This window comes from Streptococcus sp. CL9.43, assembly GCF_049737935.1.
Classification (GTDB): Bacteria; Bacillota; Bacilli; order Lactobacillales; family Streptococcaceae; genus Streptococcus; species Streptococcus infantis_I.
Window position 1 is genome coordinate 71,179 of the sequence record NZ_JBKOTS010000003.1, and the last position, 16,311, is coordinate 87,489.

Sequence of the window (16,311 nt, forward strand, 5' to 3'; positions counted from 1 at the left end):
TCGTGTTTTAATTGTCTTATTTGAGACCTGCAACAAATCGTTCCGTGATCTCTTTTGGTCTAGTAATAGCACCACCAACTACGATGCCTCGCACTCCGTAACCTAGGATTTGCTTAGCCTGTTCTGGTGTATGAATTTTTCCTTCTGCGATGACGTCTACACCTGCATCGCATAGTTTCTTGATGAGTTCAAAATCTGGACCATCCACTTTTGGACTATAAGATGTGTAGCCTGACAAGGTTGTTCCGACAAAATCGATTCCCGCCTCAACTGCTGTTAGTCCTTCTTCAAAGGTACTTGTGTCAGCCATCAAGAGTTGGTTTGGATATTTTTCTTTGATTTGACGGATAAATTCTTGAATCTCTAGGCCATCATGGCGTTCTCTCTTGGTACAATCTAGAGCGATTACCTCAATATCTAGAGCTGCTAGTTCATCAACTTCTTTCATAGTAGCTGTGATGAATGGTTCCTGTGGTGGATAATCACGTTTGATAATTCCGATAATCGGAAGATTTGTGACCTCTTTGATTTCCTTAATATCTCGAACACTATTTGCTCGGATACCGACGGCTCCACCTTGCTCAGCCGCTTTGACTAGCAAGGGCATTACACCTCCCGCTTCTGTATAAAGCGGTTCGTGAGGAAGTGCCTGACAAGAAACGATGATCCCATCTTTAATCTGCTCAATCAAAGCTTCTTTACTGATCTGTGGCATCCACTTTCCTCCTTTTCTTTTTTCTTATGAGCCTATTATATATCATTTTTAAAGCGCTTTCAACAACTTGTGCTAGAATAGATTGAAGTTTCAAAACAATTTTATGAAATAGAATCTCCTGAAAGTAGTTTCAGGGGAAAATACCCGAATTTGAATTGCCTCCCATCCGCTTATTTCCACTAGAATCTTTGCTTTCTGCAAATAAAGAGCCTGTAACGAATGAACGTTACAGACCCTTCTAATATAAGTCTAAACCTTTTTATAGAGACTTTTTAGATTCAATGTTGCCATTAATCTTCTTTTTTCTTAGCCATTCCAAACAAACCGAGAAGCATTCCAACCATTCCTACAGATACTAGAGAAGTTGAAACCTCACTTCCTGTTGCAGGGAGGGTTGGTTGTTGTGCTTGAGCTGCTGGAGCTTGATAGGTCTTGTCTTGCTGTGCTACAAAAGTGACAAGCGATTTTTCTTCAAACTTATATTCCGGAAGTTCGTTTTTGGCTGCTTCAACTGCATATACTCCGCCTGTGAATTCTGAAAGTTCATGCTTAAGGGCTTGAACTGCATTTGCTCCACCTGCAAATTCTGGAAGCTCATGCTTGAGCGCTTCAACTGCGTTTACTCCGCCTGTGAATTCTGGAAGCTCATGCTTAAGGGCTTGAACTGCGTTTACTCCGCCTGTGAATTCTGGAAGCTCATGCTTAAGGACTTGAACTGCATTTGCTCCACCTGCAAATTCTGGAAGCTCATTTTTGAGCGCTTCAACTGCGTTTACTCCGCCTGTGAATTCTGGAAGCTCATGAACTGCAGCTTCGACTGCATTGACACCACCTTCGAATTCTGGGACTTCTACTGTTGGCGCTGCTTCGTCACCTACTGTTCCAATAGGTTCAGTGTACTCAGGGAGCTCTGTTACAGCCGCTTCGTCGCCATTTACACCACCTTCAAACTCAGGGACTTCTACTGTTGGTGCTGCTTCGTCACCTACTGTTCCAATAGCATCAGTATACTCTGGAAGCTCTGTTATAGTTGCTTCTTCGCCATTTACACCACCTGTGGATTCCGGAACTTCTACTGTTGGTGCTGTTTCCTCACCCGCTGTTCCAATGGCTTCTGTATACTCAGGCGCCTCTGTTACAGCTGCTTCGTCACCATTTACACCACCTTCGAATTCTGGGACTTCATGTACTGCCACTTCGTCACCATTGACGCCTCCAGTGAACTCTGGAACTTCATGAATAGCAGGTTCTTTACTATTAATTCCACCAGGAATTCCTGCCTCATCAAGGCTAACTGGCAAATTATGCATGCTCTCAATCGCACCATCAACTATCTCTGTAACTTCTTGGCCAATATCTTCTTTTTTGACAACAAATAGCAGTGTTTTTGTATCGTACTGAGTTAAGAAGGTTGCTAGGTTTCCATTCGCTAATTTAAGAACAGGAGCTTGGTTTACCAAGACTTCTGAATCAAATTCTAGTGCAACAATATTGTTACCCATATCTACTGCACTTTTTACTTTTGCTTTAGTTGGAGCAATCATATCCTTGCTCAAGAAATCCCAGTTGAATTTCTTATAAGACAAAGTATATTCATTTTGATTGGCATCTGCATGCTCATAAAGTAAGCCAAATTCACCATTACCAAGATCTTGCAATGAGTTATAGGCAAATTTACCGCTTTGAATTGGATTGTGTTTAAGCCAAGTTAATTCTCCGTTAGCTTCCACACGTGCCAAGTGTACCAAACCGTTGTAACGTCCTGGCCCACCTGCGTTACTGAGGACAATATATTCCTTACCATCTTGTACAGTATGAATAGCTGACATTTGAACATATACATCTTTGACATCTGAATAGCGTTTTACATCTTTTTCCCAAGTAGCTCCGCCATCTTTACTTGTTGCAACCTGCAAATCTCCTGTCAACCCACGCATGAAGAGTTTGAGGTCTCCGTTGTTCAACTGAACAACAGTTGACTCAGTATTTTGAGCAACTGGATTATTCATAGTTGAAGAGTGAATTGTTTGGTTACCTACTGGGCGGTTATCATTGACAGCTTCACCTGCTTGCCAAGTTTCACCATGGTCATCCGAGTAAATGACGCGTGAAGACTGAGAACCACTCAAGTAAGATACGTTATTTGTAGTATAGACTGGGATAACGAGACGACCTTTGTGAGGTCCTGAATGCAAGGCGATCCCTGTACCAGGTCCAGTACCTAAGAAGTGCATCCAGTTCTTGCGGATACCGTATGTAATATCTTTAGGTGCAGACCATGTTTTTCCATCATCATCACTATAAGACATCCAGAGATAGTTGGTATTTGAAACTCTAAAGATATTCTTGTCACTGTATTCGAAATAGACATTACCAATTAGTTCTTCACCCTTGTATAAATCACCCTTATCGCTATAAGCTGGTTGTTTAGGAGCAACTACAACACGGTATTCTGTTTTTCTATTTTCAGGGTCAAAAACTTCACCATTTTCACGGATAGTATAACGTCCCGCATCACCTTGTTTGTACAAGACTTGGTAAACCTTATCACCGATTTGCTCATAGGCTTGTGGTGCTTTCCCTGGTAGAGAGAATACTGCCTTCCCTTCGAGGAACATATCATAAATTGAGAAGATTCTCTTAGTTTCAGGATCTTGGACTAAAGCCATGTCAATATTAACTGGTGATGGCCATTCTGGATTTTTAGCTTTCTCATTGTCACGAGGATTAGAGATGGTAATTCTATCTCCCCATGTCTTCCCATTGTCATCACTACGACGAACGACCATACCGATATCACCCCAGTCAGAGTGATGCAAGCGTCTTTCATCCGTTCCGGCAATCAAGGTACCTTTATCTGTCTTAAGAAGTGCAGGTATACGGTAACTTGCAATACCATCTTTATTTGGCTTGCGGTTCACACCACCTTCAAATACATCCAGTTTATCCGTAACTTTTGCTCCTTCAGGAAGTTTCTTCTCTAACTCTCCTCTTTCAAAAAGTTGGCTACGTTTTTTAACTTCTTCTGGAGAAAGGGCACGATCATAAACAGTTAGATTACGAACATTAAGATTTGATCCCCAGAAGTTTTTGCCTGTACGTTTTGTTGTACCGATTTGAACATGATTAACATCTGGCATATCTTGGATAAAACGACCAGACTGAGGACTTGTTCGAGACAAGACACCATTTACATAGACGCGAACTTGACCTTTTGGTTGGTCTACATTTGGTCTTTCAACTGTAAAGGTTACAGAGTTCCACTGACCTGGCTTAATCTTCAAAGGAGCAGTTTTATAATCACCATAGAATTGGTTTCCATTTGCATCACGACCTTCAACGATAGCCGTGTTATCAAGGATGGCCATTGTGAAGTACTCATTTACTTTGGTATCACTGGAGACTGAGAAGAGGTTGTAAAAACGTGGAGCAGACGTATCTGGCTTAAACTCCATATGAACGGTAGCATTCTGAAGTTTTTTCAGTTTATCAAGTTCATCATTCAAATCAACTCGTTGACCATTTGTTGCATTGGTCTCTACATCTTCTTTTTCAACGACAACATTGGCATTTCCCAATTCTCTTGAGTAATAATCACGAGCGATAGCTTCTTGTTTCTCAGTTTCTTCTGTCTTATCAGTTTCAGCTGATGGAGTTTCAGTTTCTGTTGGGTTTTCAGAACCTGGATTTGCTTGCAGCTCCTCACGGTTTACCTCAGTTCCTTTATCTGTCGCTGCTGCCAACTTATCAGCAAGTTCCTTATCTATGTTAGCCAGATTTCCTGATTCTACTTCTTTTGGCAATTCTGGCAAAGCTTGTCCAGTTGTTTCACCACCGGTTGCTGGGGCTTCTTGGGCTAAAACTGGTGAAGCACCAAAAACAACTGCTCCAATGACAACTGATGCAGCTCCTACTGTAAATTTTCTAATTCCAAAACGTTGTTTCCGTTCAAAATCTCTCTGTGTCATATATTTCCTTCCGTCTTTCACAAAAAATAAAGCGCTTTCTTTTTTATTGAAATTTTTTTGCCTCCAGGGCATAAATCATGTAAAGAAACTGTATTGTTGATGGGTTTTTCCCATTCTTTTCATCTGAATTTCTGTTGCATTTTTATACTTTATATCTTAAAGCAAGCAACAATTTTACTCCTTTCAAATTGATACTACACTTATTATATAATAAATATTCTAAATAATAGCCTTAGTAATCTATAATAGAATTTACTTTCATATATATTTCTATGCTTCAAACTTTTCGAAACTACTTTCTTTAATCTCTCAAAAAGAAAGCCCTGTTTTAGCAGGGCTCTTTTTACATATTTCTAACGACCTACATAGGTAAAGGGAATCTCACTACCACATAACCAGTTGTAAACCTGGTCATTGACATGGACATTCATAGCCTCGTGGGCGTATTCTGGCATGAGACGATAGCTCTTTTCACAAGTCAAACGATTGTAAATAGCAAACTGGGTGATTGGATAGCAGACATCGTCATCAAGCCCTGTAATCATTCTCACCTCACCTTTAATACGATGGGCAAGATTTTTCACATCGATATAGCCAAGTGTCTCCATAATCTGTTCTTCTGTCTCATGGAAAGGATCATGAAACTTAAAGTAACGAAAAAGCTCATCATAAGCTTCGCTGGTATTCCCAATTTCTAGCACTCGTCTAAAGTCTGACAAGAATGGATAGATGGCAACTGTTCGCTTGATACGTGGATTGAGACCAGCAGCCACTAAAGCCAAGGCTCCTCCTTGCGAAGCTCCATAACTAGCCAACTGCTCCTCATCCACTTGTGGTAAGCTAGCGACGATTTCAACCAATTGATAAATATCTAGATAGACATCTTTATAGAAGAGTTGCTCTTTTCCTTCTACTACACCTCGAATGATTTGACCCTTAACTGTATTTCCGAGAGGCGAACGCAAGCCATCTTGTGAGTAACCAGATTGCCCACGAACATCCATCGATACAACCCCATAACCAGCGACGGTAAAGGCTAGCATATCTGTCCAATCCCAGCAACGTCCCATATAACCATGGAAGTGGAAAATAATCGGTACTTTATTTTCTGATTTTGGTAAGACTACACGTGCATAAACAAGTCCATCACGTGTACCTTTAAAGGTTAACTCATAGCACTTAACATTTGGAATATGAAAGTCACCTTCCTCTAGTTGGTAATCTGGCAAGACCGAAACCTTGTCAATCTCCCCATTCCAAAAAGCATCAAAATCCTGAGGGACTTCATCTCTTCCTTGATATGTTTTCATTTCTTCTACTAATGCTGGATTTCTCATAGAATTCTCCTTTGTTTTGTAACCGTTATCATAACTGTAGCACATATGGGGAAGCAATGCAAGAAAGAAAGGGAAACGGAAAGTGGATTTAATGTCCGACCCCAGCAAGAATCCTCTTGAAAGTAGTTTTAGATATATAAAAAAGAGCGTTGCCACTCTTTTTCTTAGTATTTAGGAGAAGGTTGAGTTTCCTTTTGAAATATCTTTTGGTAATTTACTTTAATAGTCATGAGAGAGTCCTCATTTCTTTTTGATGACTCAAGTATAGATACTCACCCTAAAAGCAAACTTAGCATTTTCTTAGAAAAAGCTTAATCCAGATATTCTTTCTTCTCTAGATGTAAGGCAATCATGTGCCACTCTGGGTCCTCTCGCCAATTTGGGAGGGAGCTGATATAGCTAGCTACCTTTCTAGCTTCCTCAAGGATTGGGAAGTCTTCGATGATATCAGCTACATGGAACTCTGGTAAACCTGACTGTTTGGTCCCAAAAATTTCACCAGAACCCCGCATTTTCAAATCTTCTTCTGCAAGGACAAAACCATTGGTCGTTTCCGTCATGATACGCATGCGGTCTTTCCCAGAGTCAGTTTTTGGATTGGCCACTAGAACTGCATAGGACTGCTTGTCTCCCCGACCGACACGACCTCTGAGCTGGTGAAGTTGACTAAGTCCGAAACGGTCAGCATCCATGATAATCATGACTGTCGCATTTGGCACATTGACCCCAACTTCGATAACCGTTGTAGAGACCAGGATATCTGTCTTTCTCTCTTTGAAATCCTGCATAATCTGATCTTTTTCATCACTCTTCATCTTTCCATGTAAGAGGGCAACTTTTGCTTTCCCAGCAAAATGAGTTGTTAACTCCTCTGACAGAGCGATAGCATTTTTAAGGTCCAGAGCTTCAGATTCTTCAATCAGAGGAGAGATAACATAGACTTGGGAGCCTTTCTGAATCTCACCCTCCAACCAAGTCAAGACCTGTGGTAATTGCTCATGCTTGATCCAACGAGTTACGATCGGCTTACGCCCTGCTGGCATCTGGTCAATAATAGAAACATCCATATCCCCAAAGGCAGTGATGGCTAAGGTCCGTGGTATGGGAGTTGCCGTCATCATGAGGACATCTGGATTTTCACCTTTTTCCCGTAAAATACGCCTTTGCCCTACACCAAAGCGGTGTTGCTCATCGATGATAATCAAGCCGAGTCGGGCATAGTCCACGCCGTCTTGTATAAGAGCATGGGTTCCGATAATCACATCGGCTTCCCCCTTAGCAATGGTTTCCAAGACCTTTCGTTTTTCTGCAGCTTTCAGTGACCCTGTCAGGAGAGCTAATTTCAAATCTGGAAAGAGACTCTCTAAACTTTCAAAATGCTGCTCTGCAAGAATCTCTGTTGGAACCATGAGGGCAGCCTGATACCCTGCCGTTACAGCTGCATACATAGCAAGACCTGCAACCACTGTCTTCCCGCTACCGACATCCCCTTGTAAGAGTCGATTCATGTGATGGTCCGACTTCATATCTGTTAGAATTTCTTGCAGGCTTTTTTCTTGGGCTTGGGTCAAGGCAAAAGGCAATTTCTCTTTAACTGCAGTTAATGTTTTCTGAGACCAGTTCAAGACCAGACCACTTCCATGGACCTTATTTTCAGACTTGAGGGTCTGTAATTGCATTTGGAAATAGAAGAGTTCCTCAAATTTGATTCGACGGAGCGCCTGTTTGTATTCTGCCAAATCCTTAGGAAAATGCATGGCACGAACAGCCTGACTACGAGGCATGAGTTTGTATTTATCTAGCAAGGACTGGGGGATGTTTTCTTCTATCAAGAGGTCCAGTCCTTGATCAAAGGCTGTCTTGATGACTTTAACAAGTCCTGCTTGACTGACGCCTTGCGCTAGGCGATAGACAGGCTGGAGATCATCCTCAACTTGGGCTAAAACCTTCATACCTGTGAGACTAGCTTTAGCACGATCCCACTTGCCAAAGACAGCCAAGGTTGCTCCTAGTTCAATCTTGTCAGCTAGGTAGGGTTGGTTGAAGAAATTAACTGCAAAAACAACCTCCCCCTGCTTGAGGCTAAAACGTAAGCGATTACGCTTAAAACCATAATACTGAACACTGGCTGGTGTCACTACCTGACCAGATAAAACAGCCTTTTCACCGTCTTCTAGCTCTAGCACCTGCTTAGTCTTAAAATCTTCATAACGGAAAGGGAAGTAGAGCAAGAGATCTTGCAAGTTTTCAATTCCTAGTTTGGCATATTTCTCTGCTGATTTAGGTCCTACTCCTGGTAAGACATGCAAGGGTCGATGTAAATTCATGCTCTACTCCTTTCCTTCTATTTCTTAATAATATTCTCTTGGAATTCGATCACTGAGGAGACAAACCACCTCATAATTGATGGTTCCTCGGTAAACTGCTACATCTGTTGCAGTAATTTCTTTATCACCGTCTGAGCCAATTAAAGTTACCTTGGTACCCAATGGGTAAAGCTTAGGTAAGCGAATGGTGATTTGGTCCATGGATACACGCCCTACAATGGGACACAATTGGCCATTCACCAGAACTGAAAAATTCTGCATGTCTCGTGTCCAACCATCTGCATAACCGATTGGCAAAGTGGCAATGACTTGCTCACTGTCTGCCTGATAAGTCGCTCCGTAGCCCATACAAGCACCAGTCTCTACTGTTTTTATATGAACAATAGCTGTTTCTAAGGTCAAGGCTGGTTTTAATTCATAAGGCAATTCCAATACTTGTCCACTTGGATTGAGACCATACATGGAATCTCCCATGCGAACAGCATTAAAAATCGTTTCCGCATGCCATAAAGTCGTTGCGGAGTTACTAGCATGAACGAATTTGGGCAATTCTTGCAAATCATCTAGGATTCCCTTGAAATACTCTAGCTGTTGCTTAAAGTAGCTATCTGACTCTTCATCTGCAGTAGCAAAGTGCGTAAAGATTCCCTCGACAGAAGCACCATGGTTTTTGAGCATAGCTTGGGCTTGTTCGATCTCACTAGCGCTTCTAAAACCAATTCGTCCCATGCCTGAGTCAATTTTAAGGTGAACGGTTAAACCAGCTAAGTCTGACTCAGCAGCAAGGAGATTATCAATCCATTCCAATCCTGCCACTGTCAAGGTAATATCAAAATCCTTAGCCAATGAAAAAGATTCAACCTCAGATACTCCCAAAATAAGAATTTTCTTAGCGATACCTGCCTGACGGAGTTCGATGGCTTCATCAATATTTGACACACAAAAGCCATCTACATCATCCTGGATAGCTCTTGCAACAGCTATCGCTCCATGTCCATAGGCATTGGCTTTCACAACCGCCCATTTGAGGGTGTCTTTAGGAATATGTGCTCCCATCTGTTGGATATTGTAGCGGATTGCTTCTAGATTAATAAGGGCCTTGGTTGGTCTATGTGGACTAGTTTTCATGATTTTCCTCCAAAATAACACTAGCTGTCACAAACTGTTCTGTATGGCTAATCGATAACCAAACATTTCCTGAAAATGGGGATTTGCTGAAGTAGGGAGCTCCCTTCTCATTGTTCAAGACTTCCAAATCCTGAAAGCCTAGCTTCCCAATTCCCGTTCCCATAGCCTTTGAGAAAGCCTCTTTAGCTGACCAACGACCAGCCAAATACTCGACCTGTCTGCGACCTTTGAGACTGGTAAAGCGCTCCATTTCCTTGTCTGTCAAGACACGCTGCGCAAAGCCTTCTCTTTTTTCAACTGCATTTTGTATTGATGCTAATTCTTCGATATCGATTCCGTGTCCAACTATCATTTTCATCAAAAGGAGTTGAGATTCCCCCAACTCCATCCTTTTCACTTATTTTGTTAAGGTAGAATAGATTTCTTCTACTAAAGCTACTGTATTTTCCCAGCCCAAACATGGGTCTGTAATAGAACGTCCAAAGATTTCTGGCTGGTTTTGGCGCCCATCTGCTAAGTAAGACTCGATCATGAAGCCTCGAATTGTCTTCTTAATCTTTTCATTCCAGGCACGGTTGAGAAGAGTTTGGCGAACAATGCGAACTTGCTCCATATATTGTTTCCCTGAATTATCATGGTTGGTATCAATCATGATAAAGGGATTTTCGAGCCCCATAGACCCGTAACGCCCAATAGCATCTAGAAGAGTTTCATAGTAGAAGTTAGGTTCATTTTTCCCATATTCATTCATAGCTCCACGAAGGATGACGTGAGCCAAGGGATTTCCTGAAGTTTCAACTTCTTGACCATGAAAGAGAAAGGTTTGTTTGTTTTGTGCAGCATAGATGGCATTAAACATCACAGATAGGTTTCCAGATGTTGGGTTCTTCATTCCAACTGGTGCATCAATTCCCGAAGCTACAAAACGGTGTTCTTGGTCTTCTACTGAACGCGCACCCACTGCATGATAACTTACCAAGTCATCAACCAAGACGAGATTGGCTGGATAAAGCATTTCATCTGCTGTAGTCAATCCTGTTTCTGTAATCACCCGATAATGAAGCTGACGAACAGCCTGTAAACCATTGATTAAGCTTGGGGCTTTAGAAGTATCTGGCTGATGAACCAAGCCCTTGTAGCCATCTCCATTGGTACGTGGTTTGGCCGTGTAAACACGCATAACCATGAAAATCTTATCTGCCACTTTTTTCTGCAAGTCTGCTAAACGACGGGCATACTCTAGGACTGCTTCTTCATTATCAGACGAACAAGGCCCAATGACCAAAAGGATACGATCATCCTTACCTGAAAGGATATCTGCTAATTCTTGATCACGATTTTCCTTATGTTGCAAGGTTTCTGCAGATAGCCGTGTTTCCGCCTTAATCGCTTCAATATCGATTTCTTGACCTTTCTCGATAAATGCCATATTATTCTCCTAGTCTTTGGTAGATTTCGCGAACAAGAGCTTCCGTATTTTCCCATCCTAGACATGGATCGGTGATAGATTTGCCAAATACCTCTGGTTCATTTTGACGACCGTCTTCTAGATAAGACTCAATCATGAATCCACGAACATATTTTTTAATCTTTTCATTCCAATCACGGTTAATTAAAGTCTGGCGAACGATACGAATCTGCTCCATATACTGTTTACCTGAGTTATCATGGTTGGTATCAATAATGATGAATGGATTCTCAAGTCCCATCTTTTCATACTGAGCAATAGTATCCATCAAATTATCGTAGTAGTAGTTAGGAATGTTTTTCCCGTACTCGTTAAGAGCTCCACGGAGAATAGCATGCGATAGAGGATTTCCAGTAGTTTCGACTTCTTTCCCTAGGAAAAGAAAACTCTGCTTGTTTTGAGCTGCATAAATACCGTTGAACATCACATTGAGATTTCCAGAGGTTGGATTTTTAAAACCTGTCGCAAAATCTGCTCCACTGGCTACAAAACGGTGTTGTTGGTCTTCAACTGAACGGGCTCCAACTGCCATGTAAGAAATCAAATCATCTACCAAGGGAAGGTTCTCTGGGTACAACATCTCATCCGCTGTCGTCATTCCTGTTTCAGAAATAACACGGTAGTGCAGATGACGAACCGCCTTGATCCCATTGATGAGGCTAGGCGCTTCTTTGGCATTTGGTTGGTGAATCAAGCCCTTATATCCATCACCATTAGTACGTGGTTTAGCAGTATAGACACGCATGACCATAAAGACGCGGTCTTTGACTTCTTCCTGAAGTTTTGACAAACGCTTAGCGTACTCTAGGACTGCTTCTTCATTGTCAGACGAGCAAGGACCAATCACCAACAAGATGCGTTGGTCTTCCCCACGAATAATTGATTCAAGCTCTTGATCACGTTGGAGTTTGTTCGCAAGTACTTGTCCTTCTAGTTTAGACAAACTACGAACTTCATCAATATTAATTTTAGGGCTTTTTGCTGTAAATACCATTATCCATCTCCTTATAAAGCAAACGGACGCCAAGCGAAAATTCACTTTTCACTAGGCATCCGCCTGAAAATTAATCATTCTTAACGTCGTTTACCGTGACAGTTTTTAAATTTCTTACCAGATCCACATGGGCATAAGTCATTACGTTTTACTTGACTGAGATCCAAATCAGCTGGAAGATCTTTCTGTTGCGCAGCAATATTTCGTGTTGCTGTCGTACTGATATGATGCTCAGTTTGTGGTCGTTCTTGTTCATGAATTTGTGCTTTCATCATCAAGCGAGTCACATCAAACTCAATCGAACCAATCATATCATTAAACATACGGAAGCCTTCCGCTTGATATTCCACGACAGGGTTGTTTTGGGCATAACCACGAAGACCAACTGCATTTCTCAACTGATCAAGGGCATCGATATGGTCAGTCCACTTGTTATCTACAACACGTAGAATCAAGACTTTTTGGAATTCTTTCACAGCTTCTTCATCACGAAGTTTAGCAACTTGGCTATCGTAGACTTTCAATGCACGTTGGTATAGTTCATCTTTGATAGCTTGGTCAGACAAACCTTCTAGGTCTGAAAGTGAAATCGAATCTTCTGGAAGCAAGTTGTACTTGGCAAAGTTCAAGATCGCTTCAAGTTTTTCATCTTGTTTAGAACGAGCATGCCCATCGACAATTCGTCCAATCGTACGGCGAATCATGGCGTGAATTTCAGGAGCCAAGTCACGTTCTGCAGTGATAACATCATAGCGTTGTGCGTAGATGATCTCACGTTGTTCACGCATAACGTCATCATATTGGAGGACTTGTTTACGAGTATCATAGTTATTTCCTTCAACACGTTTTTGCGCTGCTTCGACCTGACGTGTCAACATACGAGATTCGATGGCTTCGTCAGACATATTTAGACGTTCAAAGACACCTTTCAAACGTTCTGAACCGAAACGCTTCATCAAATCATCTTCGAGTGACAAGTAGAACTGTGACTCACCTGGGTCACCTTGACGACCTGAACGTCCACGAAGCTGGTTATCGATACGACGGCTCTCATGACGTTCTGTACCGATGACACAAAGACCACCAAGTTCACGAACTCCTTCACCAAGCTTAATATCGGTACCACGACCGGCCATGTTGGTTGCGATAGTGATCGCACCACGTTGACCAGCGTTCATGATGATTTGCGCTTCTCTGTAGTGGTTTTTAGCATTCAATACTTCGTGTGGTACGCCTGCTTCAACCAATTTCTTAGAAAGAAAATCACTGGTTTCAACAGCAACAGTACCTACCAAGACAGGCTGACCTTTTTGGTAACGCGCCTTAACATCTTCTACTACAGCCTTGAATTTTGCATCAAGACTAGCGTAAAGAAGGTCTGAATGGTCGATACGTTGGATCGGACGGTTAGTCGGAATTGGAATAACACGAATGTTGTAGATTTCGCGGAATTCTTCTTCTTCTGTTTTACCAGTACCTGTCATCCCTGCCAATTTTTTATACATACGGAAAAGGTTTTGGTAGGTAATCGATGCTGATGTCTTGGTCTCATCTTGGATTGGCACACCTTCTTTAGCTTCAATCGCTTGGTGCAAACCATCAGAGTAACGACGACCTTCCATGGTACGACCTGTAAATTGGTCGACAATCAAGATTTCTTGTTCTTCGCTGACCACATAGTCAATATCAAGAATCATGATGTAGTTGGCACGAAGGGCGTTGTCGATAAAGTGAGTCAAAGCCACATTTTCGATATCATAAAGATTTTCTAGTTTGAAGAAGCTTTCAGCCTTGTCGATACCAGAGTCAGACAAACCGATTGTCTTAGACTGAATATCAATGATGTAGTCATCTTTATCCAAAGACTTCACAAAGTGGTCAGCCATATGGTAAAGTTGGCTTGTTTCAACTGCATTAGCTCCTGAAACGATCAATGGTGTACGAGCTTCGTCAATCAAAATAGAGTCAACCTCATCGACCAAGGCATAGTTGAGCGGACGTTGAACCATGTTCTCTGCACGAACAACCATGTTGTCACGAAGATAGTCGAAACCAATTTCTGAGTTCGTTGAGTAAGTAATATCACAGAGATAAGCTTCTTTTTTCTCCATTGGAGATTTCGCAGCCAAGTTGATCCCTACTGACAAACCAAGCCATGAGTACAACTCACCCATTTCAGTCGCGTCACGTTCTGTAAGATATTCATTGACGGTAACTACGTGTACACCTTTTCCTGAAAGGGCATTAAGGTATACCGGCATTGTCGCTGTCAAGGTTTTCCCTTCACCTGTACGCATTTCTGGAACGTCACCGTGGTGAAGAACGATACCACCCATAACCTGAACCTTGTATGGGAAAAGTCCAAGAACACGCTTAGCTCCCTCACGTACAACCGCAAAGGCTTCGTACAAGAGTTGATCAAGCGTTTCACCATTTTGATAACGTTGCTTAAATTCTTCTGTCTTAGCTTGCAACTGCTCGTCTGTCAAAGCAGCCATTTCATCTTCGTATTTGAGGACTTTATCAGCCATCTTTTCTAAGCGGCGAAGTTCCCCTTTATCATTTTCGATGATTGTTTTTAATAAATTTGCCATTTTTTTCCTTACTTTAAATTCTGAATATTTTAGAATGTTCTTTTTATTGTAGCATATTTGCCCAGCTTTTTCAAGAAAGAATCCGTGTTTATACAAGCTAAAAAAGGCTCATTTAGAGCCTTTTGTTGTAAATGTTCAAACTATTGCTAATCATTGATTTTCTTTTAGAAATTTCAAGCCTATTCTTTGGTTGTAGAAGTACTAAAGTCAACCTTTGGAGCTGTCTTAGCTTCTTCGCTTTCTTTAAAGGTTTCTGCCTCTTTAAAGTTCATCATATTAGCGAAAAGAACTGTTGGGAAGCTTCTTAATTTTTGATTGTATTCTGTTGCCACTTTGTTGTAATCCTTGCGGGCTACAAAGATTCGATTTTCACTTCCAGCCAATTCCGTCATGAGTTGTTCCACATTTTGATTGCTCTTGAGTTCTGGATAATTTTCTGTTAGCGATATCAAACGTGAAATAGCTGAGCTTAACTCTCCTTGAGCCTCTTGATTCTCTTTTGAAGTCACGGAGCCATTCCCAATTTTAGCGCGAGCTTCCGCAATCTTGGTGAAAACCTCTGTCTCATGGTTCATCTGGCCCTTTACAGACTCTACCAAATTTCCAATCAAGTCAGAACGACGTTGAAGAGCTGTCGCTACATCAGCTTGCGCTTGTTCGACCTTGGTTTGTTCAGAGACAAGACCATTATAAGTGCCTACTACTGAGCAACCGCCAAGCAAGATAATAGCCAGCAAAATGCTCAACACATAAATAATTCCTTTATTTTTCATATCTAAACCTACTTATTTCCTTAAATTTTATACGAGCATCACCAATCATCGGATGAACCACCGCCATCGAAGCCGCCACCGTCCCAGCTACTAGAGGAGTCTGATCCTGAGTCGGACCAAGATGAACCTGAGTCAGATGAGTCACTAAACCACCATCCTCCGTCAGAGGAATCTCCTCCTCGGCCACCGCCGCCTCCTCTAATAATGGCTATAAATACGATAATGAAATAAATGATTATCCCGACTCCGAACACATTGTCCATAGGGTCACTGTTCTTACGATGACTAGACGAGCTACTATTGCCACTCGATTTTTTGCCACTGATACTTTCAGAATAACGTTTGATATCAGAGGAGTCATCATCAGACGAGAAGGTCCCAGTTCCTCTATAAAACTGATTGTCCAAGCCTTTGGCAATTGCTAGAATTCCTTTACCATAGTCACCAGTTTTGAAATCTGTACGGCTGGCTGCCAAGATCTGCTTGGTTTGATAGTCCGTTATTCTAATGGCGGTGTTATTACTGGTTTCAATTCTTGATTTTCGGTCTTGAACGGCTACTACAATAAGACTTCCAAAATTATCTCCTGAATAGCCAATCTTCCAAGCCCTGGCAGTTTCATTAGCCACCGTTTCAATGCTTTCTCCTTCCAGACTATCTACGATATAGACACCTATTTGAAGCTTTTCTGCCTTTTGACTATTAGCTTCATTCAAATCACGAATCTGAGTAACTACTTCCTCTGTCAAAAAATGATTTGGGTCATAGATACCATAGTCTGGTTTCTCAGGTGCTGTGAATGCTGATAGGAAGAAAAATGCCATCAGCAATCCAAGTAGACGCACCAAGAAAGGATTCTTTAACAATCTATCTTTTTTCATAATAACCTCCTTATGCAAGGAAAATTGTTTAGAGCATTATAGCATTTTGAATCTTACAAAGAAAGTACGTTTCCATTACAAAACCGTGACAAGGACTAGGAAAATGATGTTAATTTGATGACAAAT

General features: G+C 41.6%; 11 protein-coding genes. All 11 read right to left on the minus strand.

The features are described 5' to 3' along the window. Positions 1–16: 16 nt before the first annotated feature. Complete coding sequence (locus ACLNCS_RS05665; protein ID WP_006152943.1) at positions 17–715, minus strand: N-acetylmannosamine-6-phosphate 2-epimerase; 699 nt, start codon at positions 713–715, stop codon at positions 17–19. A 290-nt stretch (positions 716–1,005) separates the two neighbouring features. Then, complete coding sequence (locus ACLNCS_RS05670) at positions 1,006–4,683, minus strand: SIALI-17 repeat-containing surface protein (protein ID WP_424847716.1); 3,678 nt, start codon at positions 4,681–4,683, stop codon at positions 1,006–1,008. A 353-nt stretch (positions 4,684–5,036) separates the two neighbouring features. Next, a complete protein-coding gene (locus tag ACLNCS_RS05675; protein WP_424847718.1) occupies positions 5,037–6,020 on the minus strand; it encodes an acetylxylan esterase in 984 nt (327 codons plus the stop codon). Between the two features lie 311 nt (positions 6,021–6,331). Beyond that, on the minus strand, positions 6,332–8,347 hold the full coding sequence (recG, locus tag ACLNCS_RS05680; RefSeq protein ID WP_424847720.1) for an ATP-dependent DNA helicase RecG: 2,016 nt from the start codon (positions 8,345–8,347) through the stop codon (positions 6,332–6,334). Positions 8,348–8,371: 24 nt separating this feature from the next. Further along, a complete protein-coding gene (gene alr, locus ACLNCS_RS05685; protein ID WP_424847722.1) occupies positions 8,372–9,475 on the minus strand; it encodes an alanine racemase in 1,104 nt (367 codons plus the stop codon). Further along, positions 9,465–9,827 (minus strand): holo-ACP synthase, encoded by a 363-nt coding sequence (gene acpS / locus ACLNCS_RS05690; RefSeq protein ID WP_424847967.1) that lies wholly within the window; start codon positions 9,825–9,827, stop codon positions 9,465–9,467. The genes alr and acpS overlap by 11 nt, the downstream gene beginning before the upstream one ends. Before the next feature lie 45 nt (positions 9,828–9,872). After that, positions 9,873–10,904 (minus strand): 3-deoxy-7-phosphoheptulonate synthase, encoded by a 1,032-nt coding sequence (locus ACLNCS_RS05695; protein ID WP_424847724.1) that lies wholly within the window; start codon positions 10,902–10,904, stop codon positions 9,873–9,875. A 1-nt stretch (position 10,905) separates the two neighbouring features. Next, positions 10,906–11,937, minus strand: a complete 1,032-nt coding sequence (locus ACLNCS_RS05700) for a 3-deoxy-7-phosphoheptulonate synthase (protein WP_414314533.1) — start codon at positions 11,935–11,937, stop codon at positions 10,906–10,908. Positions 11,938–12,017: 80 nt separating this feature from the next. After that, on the minus strand, positions 12,018–14,531 hold the full coding sequence (gene secA / locus ACLNCS_RS05705; protein WP_254731139.1) for a preprotein translocase subunit SecA: 2,514 nt from the start codon (positions 14,529–14,531) through the stop codon (positions 12,018–12,020). Between the two features lie 179 nt (positions 14,532–14,710). Next, the gene (locus ACLNCS_RS05710) at positions 14,711–15,304 is read right to left on the minus strand and encodes a LemA family protein (RefSeq protein WP_004250792.1); all 594 of its coding nucleotides are present in this window, start codon (positions 15,302–15,304) and stop codon (positions 14,711–14,713) included. Positions 15,305–15,342: 38 nt separating this feature from the next. Further along, a complete protein-coding gene (locus tag ACLNCS_RS05715) occupies positions 15,343–16,185 on the minus strand; it encodes a TPM domain-containing protein (protein WP_424847727.1) in 843 nt (280 codons plus the stop codon). Positions 16,186–16,311 lie beyond the last annotated feature (126 nt).